Raw genomic sequence first — 26742 nt, forward strand, 5'->3', positions numbered from 1 at the left:
CGCGTAGCTTGCGGGGCTGTGGTGTGCGGGGCGCCGGCGGAAGCGTGTGGTAGCCGGTCCCGTAGGGGAGTCCGGGTCACGGACTCCCCGGGTCACGGGAGGCGGGGGCTGCTTACTTCAGGTTGATCGCGTCGCAGGCGGCCTTGTACTTGTCCGTGCAGATCTCCTGGACGGTGTAGATGCCGTCCTTGATCACGGTGTCGTTGATGTTCGCCTTGGTCAGCGACACGACCGGGACGATCACCGACGGGATGCCCTTGTCGGTGGGGCTGTCGACCTTGTCCTTGGCGATCGAGTCCAGCGACTTGCCCTGGGCCAGCGCGACGGCCATCTCCGCGGCGACGTTCGCCTCCTGCGGGTACGGCTTGTAGACGCTCATGTACTGCTCACCGGTCACGATGCGCTGCACACCGGCGAGTTCGGCGTCCTGGCCGGTGACCGGGATGTTCTTCAGGCCCGCGGCCCTGAGAGCGGTAATGATGCCGCCCGCCATGCCGTCGTTGGCGGAGTAGACGCCGACGATCTTGTCCTTGCCGAGCGCGGAGATGGCGCCCTGCATGTTGGCGTTGGCGTTCTCCGGCTTCCACTCCTTGGTGTCGTACTCGCGGCCGACCTTCACCTTGCCGTCGAGGACGGAGTGCGCGCCCTCCTTGAACATGGCGGCGTTCGGGTCGGTGGAGGAGCCGTTCATCATGACGATCTGGCCGCTCTTGGCCTTGTCGCCCAGCGCCTGCAGCAGGGCCTCGCCCTGCGTCTTGCCGACGGTCACGTTGTCGAACGACGTGTAGGCGTCGATCGGCCCCTCGGCGAGGCGGTCGTAGGCCACGACCGGGATGCCGGCCTCCTTGGCCTTCTTCACGGAGCCGGCGATGGCCTTGGCGTCCACCGCGTCCACGATGAGCACGTCGACCTTGTTGGTCACCATCGTGTCGACCTGCTGGTTCTGCAGGCTGGCGTCCTGCTTGGCGTTGGCGTAGACGACCTCGCCCTTGTTGTTCGTGAGCTCCTTGACCTTCTTCTCGATCAAGGGCTTGTCGAGCTTCTCGTACCGCGCGGTCTGGTTCTCCGGCAGGAGCAGGCCGACCTTGATGTTGTCGCCCTTGGCGGCGGAGTCACCCGAGTCGCTCTTGTCGCCGGACTCGGCGGCGCTGCCACAGGCGGCGAGCGAGACGGCCATCGCACCCGCGGCAATGGCAAAGGCTGCACGACGCATACGCGTGTTCACTTCTAGAAACCTCCCTGACGAGGCCGCGTCGTTGCGGCCGAGGTGGCTGGAAGTCAACTCGGCCGCGCGTGCGACGTCAAGAAGTAAATCCTTAACGAGATGGCAACGGTGCCATCCGTTCTCTAAGTGAAGGCAGGGGTGGACGCGGCGAGGGACCCCGTCGCCGTTCCGTCCAAAAGGGTCGAATCGCCCATTTCACTCAGAGCCAGGGCGAGGGCGCCGAGCACCTCCGCACGGCCGCCAAGTGCCCCCGGAAGCACGGACAGTTGGCGTGCCGCACTGGGGATGGCATAGCGTCCCACAGACTCCCTTATGGGCCCGAGGACCAGCTCGCCCGCCTCGGCGAGATCGCCGCCGAGCACCACCCGGCTCGGATTCAACAGGTTGCAAAGATTGGCCACACCCGACCCGATATGACGCCCCACGTCGGCGACCACGCGCCGGCAGCCCGGGTCGCCGTCCCGCGCCAGCCGTACGACGCCCTCCATGGTCAAGTCCGTTCCGTGGCTGGGCTGGAGGAGCGGCAGCACGTAGCGCGCGGCCGTGAAGGTCTCCAGGCAGCCGCGGTTGCCGCAGCGGCAGACCGGACCCGACTCGTCAAGGGTGATATGTCCTATTTCGCCCGCAGTTCCGCCCGGCCCTCGGTAGATCTTGCCGCTGATCACCAGACCCGCCCCCACACCGCTGGCGACCTTGATGTACGCCAGGTCGCGCACACCCCGGCCGCTGCCCCAGACCATCTCGCCGAGGGCGCCCAGGTTGGCGTCGTTGTCCACGTGCACCGGTACGCCGAGCCGCCCCCGCAGCTCCTCGGCGGGCCGGGTGCCGGACCAGCCGGGCAGGATCGCGGTGGATCCCAGCGTGCCGGACTCCACGTCGATCGGCCCCGGCACACCGAGGCCCACCCCGGCGACCTTGGAACGATCCACCCCGGTCGCCTCGATCAGCCGGCTGACCAGCTGTTCCGCCCGGTCGAAGCCCTGCGCCGAGGAGGCGTCCACGTCCAGCGGCTCCGCCTCCTCCGCCAGCACCTGGTGGGCGAGGTTCCCGACCGCGACCCGCAGGTGGGTGTGGCCGAAGTCGACTCCGATCACGATGCCGGCGTCCCCGCTGAGCGAGACGGCGCGGGCCCGGCGGCCCCCGGCCGACGTCGGGGTCACCTCGACGGTGCCGCTGTCCTTGAGCTCCCGCACGATGTTGGAGACCGTGGCAGCGGACAGACCGGTCGTCCTCGCGATCTCGGCCTGGGTGAGCGAACCCGCAAGACGTACTGCCCGGACGACCCGCTCCAAGTTGGCTCGGTGCAGCGACGACTGCGACCCCGGAGTCTCCATTGACTCTCACCCTCATCCCTGGCCCGCGTCACCCTGGGGCGACGAGGCCTTGTACAAGTTATGAAGTCCAAACTCCGCTGAATCGCCCAGTGCCGTCAAGACCTTGACAGAAATCGGTTCCAGGCCGTACCCGGCCGACTACTCGCGGTGCGCCACAGGGGTCCGGCCCCGGAGAGCTGTCTCTCCGGGGCCGGACCCCTGCGTACGACGGGTGGAGCGGCGGTGGGTCAGCGGAAGGTTCCCTGTGACACCGAACCGGCGATCCGCCGCTGGAAGACGCAGTACACGGCCAGTACGGGCACCACCGTGATCACGATCGCCGCGAACAGCGCGCCGTAGTCGATGTCGTAGACCTGCGAGGACGCGTAGGCGGCCATGCCCTGGGTGAGGACCCACATGTCCTGGTCGGTGTTGAGCGCCACCGGCAGCAGGAACTGGTTCCACAGGCCCAGGAAATTGAAGATCGCCACTGCCGCCATGCCCGGACTGGCCATCGGCAGCATCACCTGGAAGAACGCCCGCCAGTCCCCTGCACCGTCGATCAGCGCGGCCTCGTACACGTCGTGCGGCAGCGACCGGAAGAACGAGTAGAGGAAGAACATCGTGAACGGCAGCGCGAACGCGACATAGGTGAGGATCAGTCCGAGACGCGTGTTCAGCAGCCCGAAGTTCTGCAACTGGAAGAAAAGCGGAACGATCGCCAGAAAGACCGGAAAAGTCAGGCCGGCGAGCATGACGTAGTAGATCAGCCGGCGGCCGGGAAACTCGAACCGGGCGAGAATGTAGGCGCACATCGCGCCGAGCAGCATCACCAGGATCAGTGCCGAGACCACGACGATCACGGAATTCAGGAAATACCTTCCGATGCTCGCGTCGGTCCACGCGTTCGCGTAGTTCTCGATCCGCCAGTGATCCGGCAGCGAGAACGGCGACGAAAGGATCTCGCCGGTCGATTTGAACGACGACATCAGCACCCACAGCATGGGCACGATCACGATCACGGACCACACGATCAGCAGGGCGTGCGAGATCGCCGCGAATCTGCGGTCGCTGCTCACGGCGACGCGCGTCAGCTTCCGGTCTTTCGCCGGTTCACGGTCACTGACCCGCTTCCGGTCGGCGGCGATGACGCTCACCCGGCACCTCCCTTGGCTGCGGCACGCCGAGCTCTGGACCCAGGTGCTTTCCTCTTGCTCTCGCCCTCGCCGCCGCCCGTGAGGCGGTTGACGAGGAACACCAGCGCCGCGAACACCAGGGTGACGACGGCGAGGACGACGCCCATCGCGGTGGCGTAGCCGAACTGCTGCTTGGCGAAAGCGACGTTGAACAGACGCTGGCTGATCGTCAGGGTCGAGTTGTCCGGGCCGCCGTTCGGCACCATCGCCTGGACGTAGACGAACGCGTCGAGGGCGGCGATGCCCAGGTAGATGTACGCCGTCTGCACGCTGTCCCGGATCGCCGGCAGGGTGATCGAGATCGTGGTGCGGAACCGGCCGGCCCCGTCGATCCTCGCCGCCTCGTACAGCTCCGCGGGAACCCCCTTGATCGCGGCGATGAAGAGCACCGCGTAGAATCCGACGAGCCCCCAGACGATGACGAACATCACGGCCGGCATCGCCGCCGCCTTCTCGCCCAGCCACGCGAACGTGTCGAACTGGTCGAGGCCGAGGCCCGTGAGGACGCCGTTGAGCAGCCCGGCGTTCGGGTCGTACATCTGCGCCCAGATCAGACCGACGATGATCGCCGGCACGACGTAGGGAAAGAACGAGATGATCCGGTAGAACGACGCTCCCCGGATCCCTCGGACGGGGCCCTTGCCCGGCCCTCCCAGGGTGATGGCCACGGCGACCCCGAGGGCGAGCGTCAGCGTCACCAGCGGTACGAAGACCGCGAGGAGTGCGACGTTGCGCAACGCCTTCAGGAAGATGTCGTCCTGGAACATCTTCGTGAAGTTGTCGAAGCCGACGAAGTTGTAGTCCGGGCTGAAGCCGCGCCAGTCGGTCATCGCCCAGAAGATGGCCTGGCCGAACGGGATCAGGACGAAGATCACGAAGATGGCCAGCGGGACACCGAGGAACGCGAGGAAGAACGTCACCCGGTCGAACGTGAGCTTGCGGCGCCGTGGCCGCCCACCGCGAGCGGCCGGCTCGGGCCGGCGGCTCGCGGTTTCGGCAGTGGGGATCGTGTCCTTCATCGCGGTGCTAGCTGACCTTGACCTTGTCGACGGAGTCGTCCTCCCGGACCTTGTCGGAGATCTTCTGCAGGGCCGAGGTCAGCCCCTTGCCGTCGAGGTCACCGGCGAGGAACGAGTTCCACGGCACCAGCTGGTCGGTGTTCATCCCGTAGGTCTCGACGAACATGTAGTTGAAGATGTTGGTGCCCGCGGCGTCCAGCATCGTCGTCTGCGAGACGAGGGCCGTCGATCCGTAACCGTCGGCGGGCACGGTGCCCTTGACGATCGTCGGGGCCAGCTTCGTCCTGGAGAAGTTGGCGGCCGCCTTCTCCGACAGCATCGCCCGCAGCACCTCCTTGGCGCCGGCCGGGTTCTTGCCCTGCCTGGGCACGATGAACGGCTCGCCGGCGGCCGCGCGGAGCGACTCCCAGGGCAGCGCCGGCTTGTCGGTGAGCGTCATCGACGGAAATCCGGTCATCTGGAAGTCCGCCTTCGTGGCCTTCTTCATCTCGTTCTCGATCCAGCCACCGGACGGGTAGAGCAGTGCCTTCTGGTCGTTGCTCCAGATCGCCTGCGCCTTCTGGAACTGGGTGCCGGAGCCACCGGGGACGAACATCTTCTGCCTGACCATGGTCTCCATGACCTTGATGACGCCCTGGACGGCCGGGTGCGACCAGCAGCCCTTCTCCAGGTTCTCCAGGCCGAGCCGGACCTCGTCGCCGCCCTCCTTGATCGCCGAGTCGATCAGGAGCGTGCGGTAGTAGGTCGCCGCCTCCTTGCCGTGGACGAAGAGGTACTTGCCCTTCTTCTTCGCCTTCTGGCCGAGGTCGAGCGCCTCGTCCCAGGTCTTCGGCGGGGTCCAGCCGTTCTCCTCGAAGAGCGTCTTCGAGTACCAGACGCCGTACACGGTCATCACGTAGTTGAGCGCGACGAACTTGTCCCTGAACGTGCCGGGGGCCTTGACGCCGGGGTAGACGATGTCGGCGATCTTCTTGCCTTCGTAGGTGTCGGCCTCGAAGAGGTCGTCGAGTTCCTCCAACTGGTCGAGGATGCCCAGGAAGCCGATCTGGTCCTCACCGGAGTTGTCGATGAGGTCCGGCGGGTTGCCGCCGACGAACCGCGGCTGGAGCTGGGGGGCGATGTCGACGACCGGCTTGACCTGGACCTTGAGGCCCTTGACCTGGCTGCCGAGCACCTGGTTGGTGTAATCGACGTAGTCGGTGCCGTAGCCGCCGTCGAAGATGGCCGCTTCGACCGTGGAGTTCGCGGCGACACCGAACGGGTTCGTGGCGCTCTTCTCGCCCTTCGGGCCGCTGCCGCCGTCGCTGTCCTTGCTGGAGGGAGAGCTGCACGCTACCGCGAACGATCCCACCGCCGCGGTGGCGATGGCCCCGCGCAGGAGCGTCCGCCTGTCAAGAGAGCCGGCACGAATGGTCATCTCTGCATCCTCACTGATCGATTGGCTCGGTACGGGTGTGCTGCGTGTGCGCCCCGTCGTGGCCGGACCGGTTCCGCGCCGGCCGCACGTGGGGCGTTGTCGCCGTCGTGTCGGAGCCGCCATGCGGCGCCGGTGATCAGCTGAGCGATGCCGGCACGGAAGTCGCCGGGGCCGGAGCGGTGGCCGCACTCCGCCTGATCAGATCGCAATGGCCTACGCCGGAAGTGGATCCCATGCTCAAGTCCTCGCCTTCTCCAGGACTCAGGCGGTGAACCGGATCCTTCCCGGCACCGCGTTCGGGTCAAGCTGGGTCGTGCAGGAAGTGCGGCTGGTACGGGGCGGGTGCGGTGAAGATTGCCCCGGAGTGCCGACAGGTATAGTCCACTTCACGCCGACGGAGCAAGATCGAATGCAAGGTTCCCCGTACGTCTTTTCCGAGTTGAGACCTCCAGGAAATAAGAGCCTCGGGCACCTTCCACAACGGAAATGTCTCCGCCATCGGATGCGAATGCCACAATCAACCCCTTGACACCTTGGACCACTTGACCCACTACTGGTCCTTGCGCACTGCAATTGACAACGTTGTCCAGCGCAGGGAGGGTGCTCGCGCATGCAACAGAGGGTTCGGCACAGATGGGGTTCGGCGGTCGTCGCGGCGACCGCTTTCGCCTTGGCCGCGGGTTCGCAGGGCGTCGCGGTGGCGCTGCCCGCGACACCGCCGAAGGCCGACCGGGAGTTCGCGTCGTCGTTCGAGTCGGGTGAGCCCGCGCCGGACTGGCTGAACACCGTCGAGACCACGCGGGGCGGCGGCAAACGCGCCTCAGGGGTGAACGGCGGGTACAGCTCCGGCATCCCGGGCAACGTCACCGACCACGTCACCGAGGTCCGGGCGAGCGCGGAGAACACTGCCGGCCGGGAGGTGAAGGAGCACCTCGTCGACAGTCTGTCGAGCACCAAGTGGCTGGCCTTCGAGCCCTCCGCCTGGGTCGAGTTCGACTTCGACGCGCCGGTCGAGGTGCAGCGCTACGCGCTCACCTCCGCCAACGACCACGACGAGCGCGACCCGCGCGACTGGACCCTCAAGGGTTCCACCGACGGGGAGGACTGGAAGACCCTCGACACCCGCTCCGGCGAGACGTTCACCGAGCGCTTCCAGACGAAGACGTACACGCTGGACGCGTCCGTGGTCGGCGAGTACCGCCACTTCCGGCTGGAGATCACCAAGAACGGCAGCGGCGACCTCGTACAGCTCGCCGACGTCCAGTTCGCGGCCGGCGGCGAGGACGAGCCGGTGCCCGAGGACATGCTGTCGCTGGTCGACCGCGGCCCGACGGGCTCCCCGACCGCCAAGGCACGGGCGGGCTTCACCGGTACGCGCGCGCTGCGCTACGCCGGCCGGCACCTCGCCGACGGACGGGCCTACTCGTACAACAAGGTGTTCGACGTCGACGTGAAGGTCGAGCGGGACACCCAGCTGTCGTACCGGGTCTTCCCGTCGATGGCGGACGGCGACCTCGACTACGACGCCACGAACGTCGCCGTCGACCTCGCCTTCACCGACGGCAGCTACCTGAGCGACCTGCGCGCCACCGACCAGCACGGCTTCCCGCTCACCCCGCGCGGGCAGGGCGACGCCAAGGTCCTGTACGTCAACCAGTGGAACAACGTGGTCTCCCGGATCGGCTCGGTGGCCAAGGGCAAGACGGTCGACCGGATCCTGGTGGCGTACGACTCCCCCAAGGGCCCGGCGAAGTTCCGCGGCTGGCTGGACGACGTGGCGCTGAGGCAGGTGCGGCCCGAGCCGCCGAAGGCCCACCTGTCCGACTACGCGGTGACCACCCGCGGCACCAACTCCAGCGGCAGCTTCTCGCGCGGCAACACCTTCCCCGCCACGGCCGTGCCGCACGGCTTCAACTTCTGGACCCCGGTGACCAACGCCGGTTCCGACAGCTGGCTGTACGAGTACGCGGCGGGCAACGACGACGACAACCTGACCACGATCCAGGCGTTCAGCGCGAGCCACGAGCCGAGCCCCTGGATGGGCGACCGGCAGACCTTCCAGGTGATGCCGTCGGCCGCGGAGGGCACCCCGGAGACCGGCCGTGAGGCCCGCGCACTGCCCTTCCGGCACGAGAACGAGACCGCCCGGCCGTACTACTACGGGGTGCGGTTCGAGAACGGCGTGAAGGCCGAGATGGCGCCGACGGACCACGCGGCGATGATGCGCTTCACCTACCCCGGTGACGACGCGAGCGTGGTCTTCGACAACGTCACCGACCAGGCGGGACTGACGCTGAACAAGGAGGACTCCTCCTTCACCGGCTACTCGGACGTGAAGTCCGGTCTGTCCACCGGCGCGACCCGGCTGTTCGTCTACGGCGAGTTCGACAAGAAGGTCACCGGCGGCGACTCCAAGGGCGAGCGGGGCCACCTGCGCTTCGACGCGGGCAAGGACCGCACGGTCACCCTGCGCCTGGCCACCTCGCTGATCAGCGTCGACCAGGCGAAGGACAACCTGCGCCAGGAGATCGGCCGTAAGACCTCGTTCGACAAGGTGAAGCGGGACGCGCGGCGCCAGTGGGACCGCATCCTCGGCAAGGTCGAGGTCGAGGGCGCCACCCCGGACCAGCTGACCACGCTCTACTCCAGCCTCTACCGGCTGTACCTGTACCCGAACTCCGGCTTCGAGAAGGTCGACGGGAAGTACAGGTACGCCTCGCCGTTCCAGCGGATGCCGGAGCAGGACACGCCGACCCACACGGGCGCGAAGATCGTGGACGGCAAGGTGTACGTCAACAACGGCTTCTGGGACACCTACCGGACGACCTGGCCGGCGTACTCCTTCCTCACCCCCTCCAAGGCCGGTGAGCTGGTCGACGGCTTCGTGCAGCACTACAAGGACGGTGGCTGGACCTCCCGCTGGTCCTCCCCCGGCTACGCGGACCTGATGACCGGCACCTCCTCGGACGTGGCGTTCGCGGACGCCTACGTCAAGGGCGTCGACACCTTCGACGCGACGGCCGCGTACGACGCCGCGGTGAAGAACGCCACCGTGGTGCCCCCGTCGTCCGGCGTGGGCCGCAAGGGCATGGAGACCTCGCCCTTCCTCGGTTACACCAGCACCGAGACCCACGAGGGCCTGTCCTGGGCCCTGGAGGGCTACCTCAACGACTACGGCATCGCCAAGATGGGCGAGGCGCTGTACAAGAAGACCGGCGAGAGGCGCTACCAGGAGGAGTCCGCGTACTTCCTCAACCGCGCCCAGGACTACGTCAACCTGTTCGACTCCGAGGCCGGCTTCTTCCAGGGCCGCGACCTCAAGGGCGACTGGCGGGTGAAGTCCTCCGAGTACGACCCCCGGGTCTGGGGCTACGACTACACCGAGACCAACGGGTACGGATACGCGTTCACCGCCGCCCAGGACAGCCGGGGCCTCGCCAACCTGTACGGCGGGCGCAAGGGCCTCGCCGACAAGCTCGACGAGTACCTGTCCACGCCCGAGACGGCCTCCCCGGACCTCAAGGGGTCCTACGGCGGCGTCATCCACGAGATGATCGAGGCGCGCGACGTCAGGATGGGCATGTACGGCCACTCCAACCAGGTGGCCCACCACGCCCTGTACATGTACGACGCGGCCGGGCAGCCCTGGAAGACGCAGAAGAACGTGCGCGAGGTGCTGTCCCGCCTGTACACCGGCAGCGAGATCGGACAGGGCTACCACGGCGACGAGGACAACGGCGAGCAGTCGGCCTGGTACTTGTTCTCCTCGCTCGGCTTCTACCCCCTGGTGATGGGCAGCGGCGAGTACGCCATCGGCTCCCCGCTGTTCACGAAGGTCACCGTGCACCTGGAGAACGGCCGCGAGCTGGTCGTCAAGGCGCCGAGGAACAGCGCCAAGAACGTGTACGTGCAGGGGCTGAAGGTCAACGGCAAGCGGTGGAACTCCACGGCGCTGCCGCACTCGGTGGTCGCCAAGGGCGGGGTGCTGGAGTTCGACATGGGCCCGCGCCCGTCGTCGTGGGGCACCGGCAAGGACGCGGCGCCGGTGTCGATCACCCAGGACGACGAGGTGCCCACGCCCCGCACGGACGCCCTGAAGGGTGACGGCGCCCTGTTCGACAACACCTCGGCGACCGGCGCGACGGTGACCGAGGTCGCCCTGCCGGTGGAGAAGGCCGCGAAGGCGGTCCAGTACACGCTGACCTCCTCCGACCACACCAAGGCGCCCACCGGCTGGGTGCTCCAGGGCTCGGCGGACGGCACCACGTGGCAGGACCTGGACCGGCGGACGGACGAGTCCTTCCGCTGGGACAAGCAGACCCGCGCGTTCTCGATCGCCGAGCCGACGGCGTACGAGCACTACCGGCTGGTGCTGACCGGTGAGGCGACGCTCACGGAGGTGGAACTGCTGAGCTGATCCCGCGCTCACCTGGCGGGCCCGGACCCCTGGTCCGGGCCCGCCCTTTTCGGCTGGGGACGCCTCCTGGCCACGGGTTACCCCGGCGGCCTCCGGTGCAGCAGAATGGGGCCATGACGGACTCGGGGGACTTCGACGCCGCCTGGCTGCCCGCCGCCGCGTTCCGCGCGGTCGGCACCCGCCGTTCGGTCCTGCGGGGCGCCTCGGGCCCTCTGGCGGACACGGTGCACGGCGAACTCTCCGACGCCTGCGCGCGCTTCGGCGGCGAGGTGGTCCGGGACGGTGACGCGGAGGGCGCCGATCTGGTCCTCGAACTCACCGGCGACGCGCCCGCCGACGAGGGCTACACACTCCGACGCGGGCTCGGCACCACGACGTTGACCGCGTCCGGCGGCCCCGGGCTGCTGTACGGCCTCCTCCACGTCGTACGGCTCGGCGAGGACGCCTTCGCCGGTGACCTCGCACCGCGCGCGTACCGGCCCGCGCTCGCCACCCGCATGCTGGACCACTGGGACAACGTGGCCGTGCACCCGGTGATGGGCCAGGTCGAGCGCGGGTACGCGGGCGGCTCCCTGTTCTGGGCGGACGGCCGGGCGCGTGGGGACCTGGACCGGGTGCGGGCGTACGGCAGGCTGCTGGCCGCGTGCGGGATCAACGCGGTCGCCGTGAACAACGTCAACGTGCACGCCACGGAGGCGCGGCTGCTGACCGGCCGGCTCGGGGACGTCGCCGCGATCGCGGGCGCGCTGCGCCCGTACGGCGTGCGCACGCATCTGTCGGTCAGCTTCGCCGCGCCGATGGTGCTGGGCGGTCTGCCCACCGCCGACCCGCTCGACGGGGCCGTACGCGGGTGGTGGGCGGAGGCGACCGCCCGGGTGTACGGGGCGATCCCGGACTTCGGCGGGTACGTGGTGAAGGCCGACTCCGAGGGGCAGCCGGGCCCCTTCGCCTACGGCCGCTCCCACGCCGACGGAGCGAACATGCTGGCGGCCGCGCTGGAGCCGTACGGCGGCACGCTGCACTGGCGGGCCTTCGTCTACGACCACCGTCAGGACTGGCGGGACCGCACGACCGACCGGGCGCGCGCCGCGTTCGACCATTTCACGCCGCTGGACGGGGAGTTCGCGGCCAACGCGGTGCTCCAGGTGAAGCACGGGCCGATGGACTTCCAGGTGCGCGAGCCGGTGTCCCCGCTGATAGGCGCGATGCCTGACACCCGGCTCGCGGTGGAGCTCCAGGTCACGCAGGAGTACACCGGCCAGCAGAAGCACGTGTGCTGGCTGGGACCGATGTGGAGCGAGGTGCTGCGGTTCCGCCCGGACGGCGAGGTGAGCGCCGGACGGCGGGCCGACGGGCTGGTGGCCGTGTCCAACGCCGGCGACGACCGGTTCTGGACCGGGCACCCGCTCGCCCAGGCGAACCTGTACACCTTCGGGCGGCTGGCGTGGGACCCGGCGGCGGACCCACGGGCCGTGCTCGACGAGTGGATCGCGCTGACCCACCCCGGCGCCCCCCGGCGGCTCGCCGAGGGACTGCACGCGATCATGGACGGCTCCTGGGCCACGTACGAGAAGTACACCGCGCCGCTCGGGGTGGGCTTCATGGTGCAGCCGGGGCACCACTACGGGCCGAGCGTGGACGGCTACGAGTACAGCCCGTGGGGCACCTACCACTTCGCCGACCGGGACGGCATCGGCGTCGACCGCTCGGTGGCGACCGGCACCGGCTTCGCCGGGCAGTACGCCGAGCCGTGGGCGAAGCTCTACGAGTCCCCCGACACCTGCCCCGACGAGCTGCTGCTGTTCTTCCACCACGTCCCGTACGGCCATGTGCTGCACAGCGGGAAGACGGTGATCCAGCACCTCTACGACACCCACTTCGAGGGTGTGGAGGAGGCCGAGGAGGCCCGCCGGGTGTGGGCGGGCCTCGCGGACCTGGTGGAGCCGGAGCGGCACGCACGGGTGGCGGAGCGGTTCGAGGAGCAGGTGCGCGGCGCCCGCGAGTGGCGGGACCAGATCAACACCTACTTCCTGCGCAAGTCCGGGGTGCCGGACGCGCACGGGCGCACCATCCACTGAGCGCCCGTGCGGCCTCAGGCCGTGAAGTGCTCCCGGGTCTCCTCGATCACCGGGCGGCTGCCGTGCAGCAGCGACAGCAGCAGGGGTGCGGCGAGCAGCGCGGGCAGCGCCTCGGTGAGCAGCGCGGTGCCGGCGGCGGTGAGGATCAGCAGCGACAGGGCACCGAGGGTGGCCCGTGGTCGCCGCGGCAGGAAGTGGGCGGCGAGGCGGGCGGTGTCCCGGGCGCGGAAGGCGAACAGGGCGGTCAGCACCAGCGCGTGGGCGCCCCACAGCAGGCTCCCGGTGCCGATCACGGCCAGCAGGAACGCCCACCAGCCGGGCAGCCCGGTGGCCGGGAAGTGGGTGAGGGTGAACGCGATCACCGTGAGCCAGCCCAGCAGCGGCGCCCAGAGTTTCAGCGCGGGTACGGCGTTGAGCCGCCAGCCACGCAGGAAGGCACGGGCCGGACGGAGTTCGGTGAGGTCGCCGACGCGGTGGTGCAGGGCGTAGAGGGCGGCGGCGGCGGACGGGCCGAGGGGCAGCAGGCAGACGGCGGCCAGCGGCAGGTTGGCGGGGTCGGGGGTGAGCAGGAGGAGGCCGGCGAGGCCCGGCGCCGCGGTGAGCAGCAGCAGGGCCTCGACGGTGAGCAGCATGTGGATGAGGGCGGCGCCGCGGGAGAGCGGGCCGGTGCCGAAGGCGTCGGCGCGGACGGTGCTCACGGCTCCTCCCCGCCGAGCAGCAGCCGCTCGTCCCACCAGGGCGGGGTCTCGTCGTCCACCGGGGTCAGCTCGACGAGGGTGATCTCGTGACGGGCGAGCGTGACGGTGAGGTCCGTCCGGCCGTCCTCGACGGGCAGCCGGGAGTGGCTGCGGGCGGGCTCGGCGGCCTCGTGCAGCATGTCGAGCTGCCCGGGGCGCGGGGAGCGCGGGGAGCCCATGTGCCGCCAGGCGGTGTAGGCGTTGCCGCGTTCCTCGTCGACGCAGGAGCGGCGGACGAACACCTCACCGCGCCCTTCTGTGCCCACCGGGAGGGACAGGCGCACGGTGTGCCGGTCCGGGCCGGGGGTGCGTCCCGTGGGGTCGACGGGGGCCCAGGCGAGCAGGCTGACCCGGCCGTCCGCGTGCCGGGTGACCAAGTGGTCCTCACCTCGTGCGAGTTGCTGCTCCCCCAGCCGGGCCATGAAGGCGTACAGGTGGTAGGTGGGCTTGCGGACCTGGCGGTGGGTGAGCAGGCCGAAGCCGCCGTGGAACAGGGCGGTGGGGATGCCGGTCTCCTCGAAGACGTCGCTGAACGTCCAGTAGGAGAAGGAATCGGCGTGGTCGCCGCCCGACGCCACCACGGGCGCGAGGTAGGCGGCGTGGAAGGCGGTGTCGTGGATCAGGTTGTCGGGGCGGTAGGAGGAGTTGAACTCGGTGATGTGCACGGGCAGTCGGGCCAGGCGGGTGCCTTCGAGGGCCCGGCGCGGCTGGGCGAACTGGTCGAGCAGGGTGCTCGCCGGGGCCAGGGTCTGGTGGGTGCCGAACGGGACGGTCCGGGCGGGCCCCGAGGCGTAGGCGTGCCGGGACACGAAGTCCACCGGCACGTCACGGCGTTCGGTGAACTCCGCGAACCGCTCCAGCCAGCCGTCGGCGGCCGGGGACAGCGCGGGACCGCCGACCCGCAGCTCCGCGTCCACCTCCTTGACGGTGCGCGCCGTCGCCTTGTACAGCCGGTGGTAGGCCGCCTCGTCGGCGTCCTGCCAGAACGGGGGCAGGTCCGGCTCGTTCCACACCTCGACGGGCCAGGTGCGCACCTCGTCGAGGCCGTAGCGGTCGATCAGGTGGGTGAGGACCGCGCGGACCAGGCGGGTCCACTCCTTCTCGTCGGCCGGCGGGGTGACGTTGCCCTCCCACCAGAAGACCGTCTGCTTCCCGGAGGCCATCTCCTGCGGCATGAAGCCGAGTTCGAGGAAGGGGCGGATGCCGGTGGCGAGGCAGGCGTCGAGCACCTGGTCGAGGTAGGTGAACGAGTGGTGGGTGCGGCGGGCGCCCTGCCACTCGTAGGGGCGGTGGACGCCCATGCCGTCGCTGAGCAGGCCGTGGCCGCGCAGATGCCGGAAGCCGATCTCGCGCTGGAGCAGCGAGAGGGAGTCCTGGTAGTCGCGGCGCAGCGCGAGGTCCATCCGGCCGGTGCCGACGCAGGCGCGCCAGGCGTCGGACAGCCGGCCGGCCGGCTCGGTGGGCACGTGGATCACGCGTTCTCCTTCTTGAACCGCTCGTGGGCCTGGTTGTGCAGCTCGATGAACCGGTCCATGTTCTTGGCCTTGAGCTCCTTGACGTAGTCGTCCCACTCGGACAGGGGACGCTTGCCGAGGACGAACCGCAGGGCGTTCTGCGTGACGTGGTCCTTCAGCGGGGTGTCCCAGAGGGTGGCCTGCTCCTGCTCCTCGGCGCGCAGGGGGTGCGGCGGGTCGGTGGGCAGCTCCTCGCGCGAGGCCATCGCGTCGGTGAACCTCTTCTCGTCCGGTCCGAAGGAGGAGGACACCAGCGCCCAGCTGCCGCCGTAGGTGAACACGCCGTTGAAGAAGCCGAAGTCCTTCTGCAGGTCCTTCGGGGCGCCCGGGTCGGAGCCCATGAGGGAGATTCCGGGCCTCAGGTCGTAGCCCGTGGTGCCGGAGCGGGTGAACGTGGTGTTCTCCACGCCCCACTTGCAGAACTCCTGGCCCGCGTCGGAGTACCAGAGCCAGTCCACGAACTGCATCAGGGCGACGAAGTCGTCCCGCTCGAGCGCCTTGCTGGAGATCATCATGCCGTTCTCCAGGCGCCCGCCGCCCATGAGGACCGGTCCGGCCGGGCCGATGGGCACCGGGATCATCTCGATGGTGGCGCCCTCGACCTGCCGCTGGAGGTTGTAGCGGTAGTTCTGCACCAGCTCCTGCGCGTTGGCGCTGATCGCGAAGGCCTTCTCCCCCAGCAGTTTCCTGACCGCCTCCTCGTCGGTCTGCGTGAAGCTCTCGGGGTCCATCAGCTGCTCGACGACCAGCTTGCGCAAATACTCGACGACCTGGCGGAAGGCGTCCGTGGCGCCGGTGAACACGAACTGCTCCGCCTTGGCGTCCCAGGTGGTGTTCAGGTACGACCAGCCGGCCCGGACGCCGTGTGCCTGGCCGAGGTACTGGAACAACGCGCCCGCCGGGAAGGGCGTGTTGGTGCTCCAGCGGTCGGTGAACGGGTAGCGGTCGGGATACTCCTGCCGCAGCGCCTTCAGCGTCGTGTACACCTCGTCCCAGGTGGTGGGAAGGGCCAGCCCGTGCCGGTCGAGGACGTCGGTGCGGAAGGACAGCGAGTACTGCTGGCGCACCTTCTCGTGCAGTCCGGGCAGCAGGTAGTAGCGGCCGTCGGACTGGCGCAGGGAGTCCACCTCGGGCTGGAGCCGCCATCTGGTGACCTTCTCCCGGAAGTGGGGAATCAGGTCGATGTACTCGCTGACCGGCAGGACGGCCCCGGAGGAGACGAAGGCGGTCTCCGCGCCCGGGTAGGTCTTGGGGATCAGCAGCGGGGCGTCGCCCGCGCCGATGAGGAGGCTGCGCTTCTTCTCGTAGTCGCTCAGCGGGACCGGGGTGGCGTCCAGGGTGACGCCGGTGCGCCGGGTGAGCTCCTTCCAGAACAGCCAGCTCTCCTTCATCGGGTAGACCGGGTTGTCGTTGTGCAGGACGGAGAAGGTGAGCGGCTCGGTGGCCTTGAACTGCTGTCCGGGGCGGTAGTCCTTCATGGCGCCGGTGCGCTTCTTCGTCAGGTCCTTGGTGTCCCCGCCGTCACCGTCGCTGCCGCAGCCGGTGAGCGTGGCGAGGCCGATGAATCCGGCGGCGGCGAGGACCTGGCGCCGGGACAGCGGTCCGGTGTTCTTCACGATGACTCCTGGGACGTGGGGTGGGGAGTTAACGGAGGGGGAGCGCCGGCGGTCGTCAGCCCTTGACCGCGCCGAGCATCACGCCGGAGACGAAGTAGCGCTGCACGAAGGGGTACACGCAGAGGATCGGCAGCGAGGTGAGCACGATCGTCACGGCCTGGATGTTGGCGTTGACCTGGGTGAGGTTCTCCGTGGTGGCGCCGGCGCCGGTGCCGCCGGTGGCGCCCGCGAGGAGGTTGCGCAGATACACGGTGACCGGCATCAGCTCGGTGCGGTCCATGTAGAGGAACGCCGAGAACCACGAGTTCCAGAAGGACACCGAGTAGAACAGCACCATGGTCGCGACGACCGCCTTGGACAGCGGCAGCACGATCCGCAGCAGGATGCCGTAGGTGCTCAGGCCGTCGATCTGCGCGGCCTCCTCCAGCTCCGACGGCAGGCTCTCGAAGAAGGCCTTCATCACCAGCAGGTTGAAGACGCTGATCGCGTTCGGCAGGGCGATGGCCCACACGCTGTTCTTCAGCCCGAGGCTGGTGACCAGGACGTAGTTGGGGATGAGGCCGCCGGTGAAGAACATGGTGAACACGGCGATCCCGACCAGCGCGCCGCGGCCCTTGAGGTGGTGCTTGGACAGGACGTAGGCGTAGCAGGTGGTCAGCACCATGGCGACGGCGGTGGCGACGACCGTGTAGAGGACGGTGTTGCCGTAGTTGCGCCAGAACATCGAGTCGGAGAAGACGATCTCGTACGTGGTGAGGTTGACGCCCTTCGGCCACAGCGTCACGTCACCGGCGCGGATCTCCTTCTCGCCGCTGAACGACCGGGCGACGATGTTGACGAACGGATACAGCGTGATCAGGACGACCAGGGTGAGGACGACGCCGTTGACGCCCTGGAAGACGCGCTGCCCCCGGGAGGGGCGGACGGTGCTCACCACAGGCTCGTCCCCACCGTGCGGCGCGACAGCTGGTTGGCCGAGGTGATCAGCACCAGGCCGATGACCGCCTCGAACAGGCCGATGGCGGCGGCGTAGCTGAAGCTGTTGGACTCCACCCCGGTGCGGTACAGGTAGGTGGAGATCACGTCGGCGGTCGGATACGTCAGCGGGTTGTACAGCAACAGGACCTTCTCGAAGCCGACGGCCATGAACGTGCCGATGTTGAGGATCAGCAGCGTGATCATGGTGGGACGGATGCCGGGCAGGGTGACGTGCCAGATCTGCCGCCAGCGGTTCGCACCGTCGATCCGGGCGGCCTCGTACAGGTCCTCGTCGATGGTGGTGAGCGCGGCGAGGTAGAGGATGGTGCCCCAGCCGGCGGTCTGCCAGATCTCCGAGCCGACGTAGACGGTGCGGAACCAGTCGGGCTCCTGGATGAAGCGGACCGGGTCGTGCCCGAACCAGCCGAGGACGTGGTTGACCGGCCCGTCCGTGGCGAGCATCTGCATCGTGATGCCGGCGACGATCACGACGGACAGGAAGTGCGGCAGGTAGGACACCGACTGCACGAATCGTTTCAACGACCTGCGGCGGACCTCGTTGAGCAGCAGGGCGAGCACGATCGGGACGGGGAAGCAGAAGACGAGCGTGAGCCCGCCCATCCACAGGGTGTTCCTGAAGACCTGCCAGAAGGTCGGGTCGGACAGGAACATCTCGACGTAGCGCAGCCCCACCCAGTACTCGCCGAGGATCGACCCGCCCGGCTCGAAGCGGCGGAACGCGATCACGTTGCCGATCATCGGCAGGTAGCGGAACACCAGGAAGAACAGCAGCGGCAGCACGGCCAGCGAGTAGAGCTGCCAGTCCCTGCGCAGCGCGCGCCGCCATCCGGTACGCGCGGGTGACCGGATGCGGCGGCGCGGGGGTGCCGGCGGCGGGTCCTGCGTGTCCCGGGGCGGAGCCGACGTGGTGGGGCTGCTCATCGCTCGGGCCTCCCGTGCCTGACGCGGATCCGAAACTTTCGAGCACATGTCGGTAACTCCGCGGCAACCTATGAGCCGGGGTAAGCGCTGTCAATGCTTGGTGCGCGCGGGACTTCGCCTACGACGGGGTGGCGCGAAAGTCCGGAACGCAGCGCTGTGGAGCGGGCTCTGGATCTGTTACCGTCCCCGAAATTTCTGCCGTACGCCCGCAACGATCGGGCCGCGTCCGTCCGACCCTGCGAGGTGCCGCGTGCCCGCGTTCGACCTGCCCCCGGCCGAGCTGGAACGCCACCGCCCGGACGTCACCGAACCCCCGGACTTCGACGCGTTCTGGAAGCGGACGCTGGACGAGGCGTCGGACGCGGGCGACGTCGTCGTCTCCGCCGGGCCGGTGGACAGCGGGCTGCGGCTGACGGAGACCTGGGACGTGACCTTCCGGGGCTTCGCGGGCGACCCGGTACGCGCCTGGTTCAGCCGTCCCGCGGGGGCGAGGGCCCCGCTGCCGGCCGTGGTGGAGTACGCGGGGTACGGACGCGGGAGGGGCCTCCCCCACGAGCGGCTGACCTGGGTGAACGCCGGATACGCGCACCTGCTGATGGACAACCGGGGCCAGGGCGACCAGTACGGCTGCGGCGGCGACACCCCCGACCCGCACGCCGACGCCCCGGGCGGCCCCGGACCGGCGGTACGCGGACTGCTCGACCCGCACGACTACCACTACCGCCGGCTGATCACCGACGCCGTGCGCGCGGTGGACGCGGTCCGCGCGCTGCCGGGCGTGGACGCCTCCCGGGTCGCGGCGGTGGGCAACAGCCAGGGCGGGGGTCTGGCGCTGGCGGTCGCGGGGCTGATGCCCGACCTCGCCGCGGTGCTGGTCACCGCGCCGTTCCTGTGCGGGATCCGCCGCGCGCTCGACCTCACCGACCTGCCGCCGTACGGAGAGATCAGCGCGTACCTCGCCGTCCACCGGGGCGCCGAGGAGGCCGCCCACCGCACCCTGAGCCACGTCGAGGGCGTCTCCTTCGCCCGCCGCGCCCAGGCCCCGGCCCACTTCGGCGTGGGCCTGCGCGACACGGTGTGCCCGCCGAGCGGGACGTACGCGGCGTTCAACCGCTACGCGGAGTTGTCGGGCGGCCGGCCCAGCAAGGTCCTGCACGCCTACCCGTACAACGGCCACGAGGGCGGAGACGCGGTACATGTACGCCGGCAACTGGGGTGGGCGCGGGAGGTGTTGGGGAGGTAGGGGGCGGGCATCCGCGGGCGGGTGCAGCGCCCGAGGGCCGGCACCGGGGGCGCGAGGTGTCATGCCGCCCGGCGGCGAGGGCCGCAGCGGGCACGCGCCCGCGCCGCCCGGCAGGGGACGTCAACCGGCCCGGCACGCCAGGACCGTCCCGCCGTGGAGGGTCCGCCGGTTCGCGGACAGGGCCGCCCGGAGACCACGGGCCACCAGCACGGGACGCCCAGCGCCTCCGGCTGCGCGGCCGGCACGCCGGCACGGGACTGCGGCATTGATGCGCCCCCGGAACCACCCAGGGGCGGACGTCAACCAGCCCGGCACGACAGGACCGTCCCGCCGTGGACGGTCCACCGGGCCGCGGGCAGCGCCGCCCGGAGACCACAGGCCACCGGCACGGGCCGCACGGCACCTCCGGCGGCGCGGCCGGCACGCGCGGAAGCCTCCGGCGCGTCCTTGCGGCACAGCAGGCCGAGAACGTCAGGGCGCGGCAGCGCGCCCGTGCGGGTCTGGGTGACGGCGCCGGACGTCAGGGCCAGCCCGGCGGCGGGCACGGCGGCCAGCAGGCAGACCAGGACGACGAACAGCACCCTGCTGCCGGTACGCAGCGCCGGCCGGGCGCCGGCACGGGCGGGCGTTGGCGCGTTCATGAGCACGTGACCACTTCCGTCCGCGCTGTGGGGGTCGACGGATGACGGAGACGCGGGGCCGGACGAGGTGGCGGCGCCCCGGCGGCGGGTTCCGGTCCGCCACGCTCATGGGAGCGCTCCCACCCCGCCCGTGAGAGGGACGCTAGCGCCGGGGCGCGGGGTTGTAAACGGTTACCGCGCGTATCCGGCCGCACGCGAGGGGACCAGCCGTAGGACGCCGAGGGCCGCACCCCCCTGCGGGGATGCGGCCCTCGGTCCGCCCTGCCTGCCGCTTACTTGCGGATCAGGCTGCGCAGCACGTACTGCAGGATGCCGCCGTTGCGGTAGTAGTCGGCCTCACCGGGGGTGTCGATGCGGACGACCGCGTCGAACTCCACGCCCGTGTCGGTGCTGACCTTCACCGTGCTCGGGGTGGTGCCCTCGTTGAGCGCGGTGACGCCGGAGACGGAGAAGGTCTCCTCGCCGGTCAGACCGAGGGACTCGGCGGTGTGGCCCTCCGGGAACTGCAGCGGCAGGACGCCCATGCCGATGAGGTTCGAGCGGTGGATGCGCTCGTACGACTCGGCGATGACGGCCTTGACGCCGAGGAGCGCGGTGCCCTTGGCCGCCCAGTCACGGGACGAGCCGGAGCCGTACTCCTTGCCGGCCAGGACGACCAGCGGGACGCCGGCGGCCTGGTAGTTCTGCGAGGCGTCGTAGATGAAGGAGACCGGCCCGCCGTCCTGCGTGAAGTCGCGGGTGTAGCCGCCCTCGGTGCCCGGCGCGATCTGGTTGCGCAGGCGGATGTTGGCGAACGTACCGCGGATCATGACCTCGTGGTTGCCGCGGCGCGAGCCGTAGCTGTTGAAGTCACGGCGCTCGATGCCGTGCTCCGTGAGGTACTTGCCGGCCGGGGTGTCGGCCTTGATGGCGCCGGCCGGGGAGATGTGGTCGGTGGTGACCGAGTCGCCCAGCTTGGCCAGCACGCGGGCACCGGCGATGTCCTCGACCGGGGCCGGCTCCATCTGCATGCCCTCGAAGTACGGGGGCTTGCGCACGTAGGTGGACTCGCTGTCCCACTCGAAGGTGTCGCCGGTCGGGATGGGCAGCGCCTGCCACTGGGCGTCGCCGGCGAAGACGTCGGCGTAGGACTTGGAGAACATGTCCTCGCCGATGGCGTTCGCCACGACGTCGTTGACCTCGGCCTCGGAGGGCCAGATGTCCTTCAGGAAGACCGGGTTGTTGTCCTGGTCGTAACCGAGGGCCTCGCGGGTGATGTCCACCTTCATGGAACCGGCGAGCGCGTAGGCGACGACCAGCGGCGGGGACGCCAGGTAGTTCATCTTGACGTCCGGGTTGATCCGGCCCTCGAAGTTGCGGTTGCCGGACAGCACCGAGGTGACGGCCAGGTCGTGCTCGTTGACGGCCTTGGAGACCTCGTCCGGCAGCGGGCCGGAGTTGCCGATGCAGGTGGTGCAGCCGTAACCGACCAGGTTGAAGCCGACCTTGTCGAGGTAGGGGGTCAGGCCCGCCTTCTCGAAGTAGTCGGTGACGACCTTGGAGCCCGGGGCGAGGGTGGTCTTGACCCACGGCTTGCGGGTCAGGCCCTTCTCCACCGCCTTCTTGGCCACCAGCGCGGCGGCGACCATGACGTACGGGTTGGAGGTGTTGGTGCAGGAGGTGATGGCCGCGACCGTCACCGCGCCGTGGTCCAGGGTGTAGGTGGTGCCGTCGGGGGCGGTCACCTCGACCGGGTGGGAGGGCGCGCCGTTGGAGATGGCCGGGGCGTCGGAGGCCGGGAAGGACTCCTTGCTGGCCTCGTCGACGTCGCCGCCGTCCTTGACGTAGTTGCGCACGTCCTGGGCGAACTGGGTCTTGGCGTCGGCGAGGACGATGCGGTCCTGCGGGCGCTTCGGGCCGGCGATGGACGGGACGACCGTGGCCAGGTCCAGCTCGAGCTTCTCGGAGAAGTCCGGCTCGGCCTTCGGGTCCAGCCAGAGGCCCTGCTCCTTGGCGTACGCCTCGACCAGGGCGACCTGCTGGTCGCTGCGGCCGGTCAGGCGCAGGTAGTTCAGCGTCTCGTCGTCGATCGGGAAGATCGCGGCGGTGGAGCCGAACTCCGGCGACATGTTGCCGATGGTGGCGCGGTTGGCCAGGGAGGTGGCGGCCACACCCTCGCCGTAGAACTCGACGAACTTGCCGACGACGCCGTGCTTGCGCAGCATCTCGGTGATGGTGAGCACCAGGTCGGTGGCGGTGGTGCCGGGCTTGAGCTCACCGGTGAGCTTGAAGCCGACGACGCGCGGGATCAGCATGGAGACCGGCTGGCCGAGCATGGCGGCCTCGGCCTCGATGCCGCCGACGCCCCAGCCGAGGACGCCGAGGCCGTTGACCATGGTGGTGTGCGAGTCGGTGCCGACCAGGGTGTCGGGGTACGCCTTGCCGTCGCGGATCATGACGACACGGGCCAGGTGCTCGATGTTCACCTGGTGGACGATGCCGGTGCCGGGCGGGACGACCTTGAACTCGTCGAACGCGGTCTGACCCCAGCGCAGGAACTGGTAGCGCTCCTTGTTGCGGCCGTACTCCAGGTCGACGTTCTGCTTGAAGGCGTCGTTGGTGCCGAACTTGTCGGCGATGACGGAGTGGTCGATGACCAGCTCGGCCGGCGCCAGCGGGTTGATCTTCGCCGCGTCGCCGCCGAGCTCCTTCACGGCCTCACGCATCGTGGCGAGGTCGACGACACAGGGCACGCCGGTGAAGTCCTGCATGATCACGCGGGCCGGCGTGAACTGGATCTCCTGCGACGGCTGCGCCTGGGAGTCCCAGCCGCCCAGGGCACGGATGTGGTCGGCGGTGATGTTCGCGCCGTCCTCCGTGCGGAGCAGGTTCTCCAGCAGCACCTTCAGGCTGTAGGGAAGGCGCGCGGAGCCCTCGACCTTGTCCAGCCGGAAGATCTCGTACGACTCGTCGCCCACCTGCAGCGTGCTGCGGGCGTCGAAGCTGTTCGCCGACACGACAGTCTCCTTCATTGATGTGCGCGTACCACCGTCAATCGTGCCGCCACGCCGGCTTGGCCGTTGAGGTGAGGTCAGGCTAAGTTAGGTTGACCTAACTCGCGTGGCGACCGCGGTGCGCCTCGGCAGATATCTCGATGTCGAGATAACTCTAGTACACGGGCGCGGAATGGTCATGCCCGGGTTCCGGTGTGGCCCCGGTGCGCCCGCTCCCGGCGCCCTTCCGCGGGCGCACTGTCCTCCTCCCCTCCACCCTCCCGCCGCGGCGGGCCGGGCGCCACGGGTGACACGGCTCCCGTGGCGCCCGGAGCCGTCGAGGGCACCCGGGCACGTCGGCCGCCGTGGACACCGACGGGGCCGTAGACGCCGTAGATGCCGTAGACGGCGAGGAGGCCGTAGACGCCGTCGATGCCGTAGACGGCGAGGAGGCCGCGAGAACACCGGGTGCCATCACCGCTCCGGACCGGGGTATCCGACTGAGACACAGTCAGTCACAACAGGACCGACCAAGGAGGCGAGGATGCCCCTCACGTTCCGTAAGAGTTTCCGGATCCTTCCGGGGGTGCGGCTGAACATCAACAAGAAGTCGTGGTCCATCACCACCGGCGGAGGGAAGAACGGCCCCCGGTACACCCGGAGCAGTACCGGATGTCGTACGACATCGATGGATTTGCCCGGACCTTTCGGATGGCGGCGCACCACCGGCAGCCGCCGGACCAGGGGATATTGACGTCACATCACCCGACCATCACCCGAACGGACCCCCCAAGAGGCGCCATCTCATATCTGAGATAGCCTCAACCCCATGGCAGACGACTACCTCGTACGCATCGGCAAGCTCATCCGTGACGCCAGGCAGCACCGAGGCTGGACACAGACCCAGCTCGCCGAGGCACTCGGCACCAGTCAGAGCGCCGTCAACCGCATCGAGCGCGGCAACCAGAACATCAGCCTTGAGATGATCGCCCGCATCGGTGAGGCGCTCGACAGTGAGATCGTCTCCCTGGGCTACGCCGGTCCGATGCACCTGCGGGTGGTGGGCGGTCGGCACCTCTCCGGCTCCATCGACGTCAAGACGAGCAAGAACGCGTGCGTGGCACTGCTGTGCGCCTCGCTGCTCAACAGCGGGCGCACGGTGCTGCGCCGCGTGGCCCGCATCGAGGAGGTCTACCGCCTCCTGGAGGTGCTGAACTCCATCGGGGTGCGCACCCGCTGGATCAACGAGGGCGTCGACCTGGAGATCGTGCCGCCGGCCGAGCTGGACCTCGCGGCGATCGACGCGGAGGCGGCCCGCCGTACCCGCTCCATCATCATGTTCCTCGGCCCGCTGCTGCACCGCCTGGACCGCTTCATGCTGCCGTACGCCGGAGGCTGCGACCTCGGCACGCGCACGGTGGAGCCGCACATGATCGCGCTGCGCCGCTTCGGCCTGGACATCGCGGCGACGGAGGGCCAGTACCACGCGGTGGTCGACCGCGCCGTCGCCCCGGACCGCCCGATCGTGCTGACCGAGCGCGGGGACACGGTCACCGAGAACGCGCTGCTGGCCGCCGCGCGGCACGACGGCACGACCGTCATCCGCAACGCGTCCTCCAACTACATGGTCCAGGACCTGTGCTTCTTCCTGGAGGCGCTGGGCGTCAAGGTCGACGGCATCGGCACGACGACGCTCACCGTGCACGGCGTGCCGAAGATCGACGTGGACGTCGACTACTCCCCCTCTGAGGACCCGGTCGAGGCGATGAGCCTGGTGGCGGCCGCGGTGGTGACGGAGTCGGAGCTGACGGTCCGCCGGGTGCCGATCGAGTTCCTGGAGATCGAGCTGGCGGTCCTGGAGGAGATGGGCCTCGACCACGACCGCACACCGGAGTACTTCGCGGACAACGGCCGTACGCGCCTGGTGGACCTGACCGTCCGGCCCTCCAAGCTGGAGGCGCCGATCGACAAGATCCACCCGATGCCGTTCCCCGGCCTGAACATCGACAACGTGCCGTTCTTCGCGGCGATCGCGGCGGTGGCGCAGGGCAAGACCCTCATCCACGACTGGGTCTACGACAACCGCGCCATCTACCTGACCGACCTCAACCGCCTCGGCGGCCGACTCCAGCTCCTCGACCCGCACCGGGTCCTGGTCGAGGGCCCGACCCGCTGGCGCGCCGCCGAGATGATGTGCCCACCGGCCCTGCGCCCGGCCGTCGTGGTCCTGCTCGCCATGATGGCGGCGGAGGGCACGTCGGTGCTGCGCAACGTGTACGTCATCAACCGCGGTTACGAGGACCTGGCGGAGCGGTTGAACTCGATCGGGGCGCAGATCGAGATCTTCCGGGACATCTGAGGACACCCAGGCGGATTGAAGACTCGAGCGCTTCCAAGACGTGGAGTGTCGGTGGGCGCCCGCCCACCGACACTCCACGGGCGGGCCCCTCGCCGGCGCGGTGTCGGCGCGGTGTCGGGCTATTTCGGGCCTTCCGTGCCGGGTTCGCTGCGGCTGGCCAGTCGTTCGTACCGCTGCCTGGCCGCTTGCGGAGTGCCGAGCCCGAGGCCGAAGGCGATCTCTTGCCACGTCATGCCTCGTCCACGTGCCATCTGCATGAGTCCCGTTTCCAGTTCGTCCATCTCCCCGCGCATCAGCGGCACGAGGCTCAACGCAGCGGTGATGTCGGCCTGGTCCACCTCCGGCTCGCCGTCGTCGAGCAATGCGGCCCCGCTGAGCAGGAAGGAGACGAGCCTGACAGCTTCGTGCGGTCCGAGGACCGAAGGATGAACCTGTCGGTGGCGTTGCTCGTCGGTGACCGCGTGCCGCTCGGCGATGCGAAACAGGGACGCATGGACACGGTGCGCTCGCGCCTGCTCCGGCTGCTGAGGCGTGAACGGATCGGCGTGCTGTTCAGGAGTGGACGACATGAGAAGAGGATGCGACGACCTACGAACCGTTGTCAACGAATTGATGTAAACAAGTCGTTCAATTGTGGCTCGCCGCGGCTCCCTGCGCTGTGGCTGACAGGTTCACCGGGGCGGATCGAGCCCCGAGCCGCCTGCGGCTTATCCGTGGCGGGGACGGCGGTCGATCATGCGGGTATGAGAGACGAGGTGCGGGCGTTCGTCGCCGACGGGCCGCTTCCCGACTGGGACGCGGACGAGGAGGAGATCGACTGGCGTGACGGGCAACTCCGGGCGATCGCGCGGCCGGTGACCGCGGTGGAGGCGCGGGCACTCCTCACCTGTTTCGGCCCCGACGACTGCTACGGGCTCGCCTGGTCGCTGCTGCACCTCGTCGAGACCGGACCGGGCCCCGCCCTCACCGCCGACCCCGGACCGGATGCCAACGAATGGCACCGGCGACTCTTCCTCCGCGCCGCCAACGCGGGACTCGTCCCGTGACGTCTCGTTCCGCTGCGCTTCGGGCAGTG

General features: G+C 69.4%; 19 protein-coding genes. 6 read left to right on the forward strand and 13 right to left on the reverse strand.

Going from position 1 to position 26742, the window contains the following annotated elements:
- Positions 1-112: 112 nt before the first annotated feature.
- The 5 genes from B100_RS0112385 to ngcE all read right to left on the reverse strand — a co-directional run bounded on the left by B100_RS0112385 (position 113) and on the right by ngcE (position 6104).
- Positions 113-1213: an ABC transporter substrate-binding protein gene (locus tag B100_RS0112385; protein ID WP_037722631.1), complete on the reverse strand. Its 1101-nt coding sequence runs from the start codon at positions 1211-1213 to the stop codon at positions 113-115.
- Between the two features lie 134 nt (positions 1214-1347).
- Positions 1348-2559, reverse strand: coding sequence for an ROK family transcriptional regulator (locus tag B100_RS0112390; protein ID WP_024884756.1), 1212 nt, complete (start codon positions 2557-2559; stop codon positions 1348-1350).
- Between the two features lie 227 nt (positions 2560-2786).
- Positions 2787-3695: a carbohydrate ABC transporter permease gene (locus B100_RS0112395; RefSeq protein ID WP_024884757.1), complete on the reverse strand. Its 909-nt coding sequence runs from the start codon at positions 3693-3695 to the stop codon at positions 2787-2789.
- Positions 3692-4753: a carbohydrate ABC transporter permease gene (locus B100_RS0112400; protein ID WP_024884758.1), complete on the reverse strand. Its 1062-nt coding sequence runs from the start codon at positions 4751-4753 to the stop codon at positions 3692-3694. The genes B100_RS0112395 and B100_RS0112400 overlap by 4 nt, the downstream gene beginning before the upstream one ends.
- 7 nt (positions 4754-4760) lie before the next feature.
- The gene (ngcE, locus tag B100_RS0112405; RefSeq protein ID WP_037722679.1) at positions 4761-6104 is read right to left on the reverse strand and encodes an N-acetylglucosamine/diacetylchitobiose ABC transporter substrate-binding protein; all 1344 of its coding nucleotides are present in this window, start codon (positions 6102-6104) and stop codon (positions 4761-4763) included.
- A 676-nt stretch (positions 6105-6780) separates the two neighbouring features.
- On the opposite strand from ngcE, the gene B100_RS0112410 reads away from it, so the two are divergent.
- Positions 6781-10587 carry a GH92 family glycosyl hydrolase gene (locus B100_RS0112410; RefSeq protein ID WP_078540875.1) on the forward strand — a complete coding sequence of 1269 codons (3807 nt, stop codon included), beginning with the start codon at positions 6781-6783 and terminating at the stop codon, positions 10585-10587.
- Between the two features lie 113 nt (positions 10588-10700).
- Positions 10701-12665, forward strand: a complete 1965-nt coding sequence (locus tag B100_RS0112415) for an alpha-glucuronidase (protein ID WP_024884761.1) — start codon at positions 10701-10703, stop codon at positions 12663-12665.
- Between the two features lie 14 nt (positions 12666-12679).
- Here B100_RS0112415 and B100_RS0112420 read toward each other — a convergent pair whose 3' ends face one another.
- The 5 genes from B100_RS0112420 to B100_RS0112440 are packed head-to-tail and all read right to left on the reverse strand — an operon-like array spanning position 12680 to position 18452.
- A complete protein-coding gene (locus tag B100_RS0112420) occupies positions 12680-13363 on the reverse strand; it encodes a hypothetical protein (RefSeq protein WP_024884762.1) in 684 nt (227 codons plus the stop codon).
- Positions 13360-14877 (reverse strand): GH39 family glycosyl hydrolase, encoded by a 1518-nt coding sequence (locus B100_RS0112425; protein WP_024884763.1) that lies wholly within the window; start codon positions 14875-14877, stop codon positions 13360-13362. Before B100_RS0112425 ends, B100_RS0112420 begins: the two co-directional genes overlap by 4 nt.
- Positions 14874-16532, reverse strand: a complete 1659-nt coding sequence (locus B100_RS0112430) for an ABC transporter substrate-binding protein (protein WP_024884764.1) — start codon at positions 16530-16532, stop codon at positions 14874-14876. The genes B100_RS0112425 and B100_RS0112430 overlap by 4 nt, the downstream gene beginning before the upstream one ends.
- Positions 16533-16587: 55 nt before the next feature.
- Positions 16588-17469, reverse strand: coding sequence for a carbohydrate ABC transporter permease (locus tag B100_RS0112435; protein ID WP_024884765.1), 882 nt, complete (start codon positions 17467-17469; stop codon positions 16588-16590).
- The gene (locus tag B100_RS0112440; protein WP_024884766.1) at positions 17463-18452 is read right to left on the reverse strand and encodes an ABC transporter permease subunit; all 990 of its coding nucleotides are present in this window, start codon (positions 18450-18452) and stop codon (positions 17463-17465) included. The genes B100_RS0112435 and B100_RS0112440 overlap by 7 nt, the downstream gene beginning before the upstream one ends.
- 250 nt (positions 18453-18702) lie before the next feature.
- Here B100_RS0112440 and B100_RS0112445 point away from each other — a divergent pair, with 250 nt between their 5' ends.
- Complete coding sequence (locus B100_RS0112445; protein ID WP_024884767.1) at positions 18703-19695, forward strand: acetylxylan esterase; 993 nt, start codon at positions 18703-18705, stop codon at positions 19693-19695.
- Between the two features lie 299 nt (positions 19696-19994).
- On the opposite strand, the gene B100_RS0112450 is transcribed toward B100_RS0112445, so the two are convergent.
- Both B100_RS0112450 and acnA read right to left on the reverse strand, forming a co-directional pair.
- On the reverse strand, positions 19995-20336 hold the full coding sequence (locus B100_RS0112450; protein ID WP_158686715.1) for a hypothetical protein: 342 nt from the start codon (positions 20334-20336) through the stop codon (positions 19995-19997).
- 272 nt (positions 20337-20608) lie between these two features.
- On the reverse strand, positions 20609-23332 hold the full coding sequence (gene acnA / locus B100_RS0112455) for an aconitate hydratase AcnA (protein WP_024884769.1): 2724 nt from the start codon (positions 23330-23332) through the stop codon (positions 20609-20611).
- 520 nt (positions 23333-23852) lie between these two features.
- Between acnA and B100_RS35465 the strand changes: the two genes are divergently transcribed.
- Both B100_RS35465 and B100_RS0112460 read left to right on the forward strand, forming a co-directional pair.
- Positions 23853-24062, forward strand: coding sequence for a DUF4236 domain-containing protein (locus B100_RS35465; protein ID WP_078540877.1), 210 nt, complete (start codon positions 23853-23855; stop codon positions 24060-24062).
- A gap of 75 nt (positions 24063-24137) precedes the next feature.
- Complete coding sequence (locus tag B100_RS0112460; protein ID WP_024884770.1) at positions 24138-25667, forward strand: helix-turn-helix domain-containing protein; 1530 nt, start codon at positions 24138-24140, stop codon at positions 25665-25667.
- A 119-nt stretch (positions 25668-25786) separates the two neighbouring features.
- Here B100_RS0112460 and B100_RS0112465 read toward each other — a convergent pair whose 3' ends face one another.
- On the reverse strand, positions 25787-26236 hold the full coding sequence (locus tag B100_RS0112465) for a hypothetical protein (RefSeq protein WP_024884771.1): 450 nt from the start codon (positions 26234-26236) through the stop codon (positions 25787-25789).
- 174 nt (positions 26237-26410) lie between these two features.
- On the opposite strand from B100_RS0112465, the gene B100_RS0112470 reads away from it, so the two are divergent.
- Positions 26411-26713: a hypothetical protein gene (locus B100_RS0112470; RefSeq protein WP_486585630.1), complete on the forward strand. Its 303-nt coding sequence runs from the start codon at positions 26411-26413 to the stop codon at positions 26711-26713.
- The last annotated feature ends 29 nt before the right edge of the window (positions 26714-26742 follow it).

Source organism: Streptomyces sp. CNH189 (assembly GCF_000527195.1).

What these genes read in the sequence shown, in the direction of transcription:
- B100_RS0112470 (WP_486585630.1), top strand. Translation starts at nt 26,411, where the DNA reads ATGAGAGACGAGGTGCGGGCGTTCGTCGCCGACGGGCCGCTTCCCGAC.
- B100_RS0112465 (WP_024884771.1), bottom strand. Translation starts at nt 26,236, where the DNA reads ATGTCGTCCACTCCTGAACAGCACGCCGATCCGTTCACGCCTCAGCAG.
- B100_RS0112410 (WP_078540875.1), top strand. Translation starts at nt 6,781, where the DNA reads ATGCAACAGAGGGTTCGGCACAGATGGGGTTCGGCGGTCGTCGCGGCG.
- B100_RS0112415 (WP_024884761.1), top strand. Translation starts at nt 10,701, where the DNA reads ATGACGGACTCGGGGGACTTCGACGCCGCCTGGCTGCCCGCCGCCGCG.
- B100_RS0112450 (WP_158686715.1), bottom strand. Translation starts at nt 20,336, where the DNA reads ATGAACGCGCCAACGCCCGCCCGTGCCGGCGCCCGGCCGGCGCTGCGT.
- B100_RS0112400 (WP_024884758.1), bottom strand. Translation starts at nt 4,753, where the DNA reads ATGAAGGACACGATCCCCACTGCCGAAACCGCGAGCCGCCGGCCCGAG.
- B100_RS0112440 (WP_024884766.1), bottom strand. Translation starts at nt 18,452, where the DNA reads ATGAGCAGCCCCACCACGTCGGCTCCGCCCCGGGACACGCAGGACCCG.
- B100_RS35465 (WP_078540877.1), top strand. Translation starts at nt 23,853, where the DNA reads ATGCCCCTCACGTTCCGTAAGAGTTTCCGGATCCTTCCGGGGGTGCGG.
- B100_RS0112390 (WP_024884756.1), bottom strand. Translation starts at nt 2,559, where the DNA reads ATGGAGACTCCGGGGTCGCAGTCGTCGCTGCACCGAGCCAACTTGGAG.
- B100_RS0112460 (WP_024884770.1), top strand. Translation starts at nt 24,138, where the DNA reads ATGGCAGACGACTACCTCGTACGCATCGGCAAGCTCATCCGTGACGCC.
- B100_RS0112385 (WP_037722631.1), bottom strand. Translation starts at nt 1,213, where the DNA reads ATGCGTCGTGCAGCCTTTGCCATTGCCGCGGGTGCGATGGCCGTCTCG.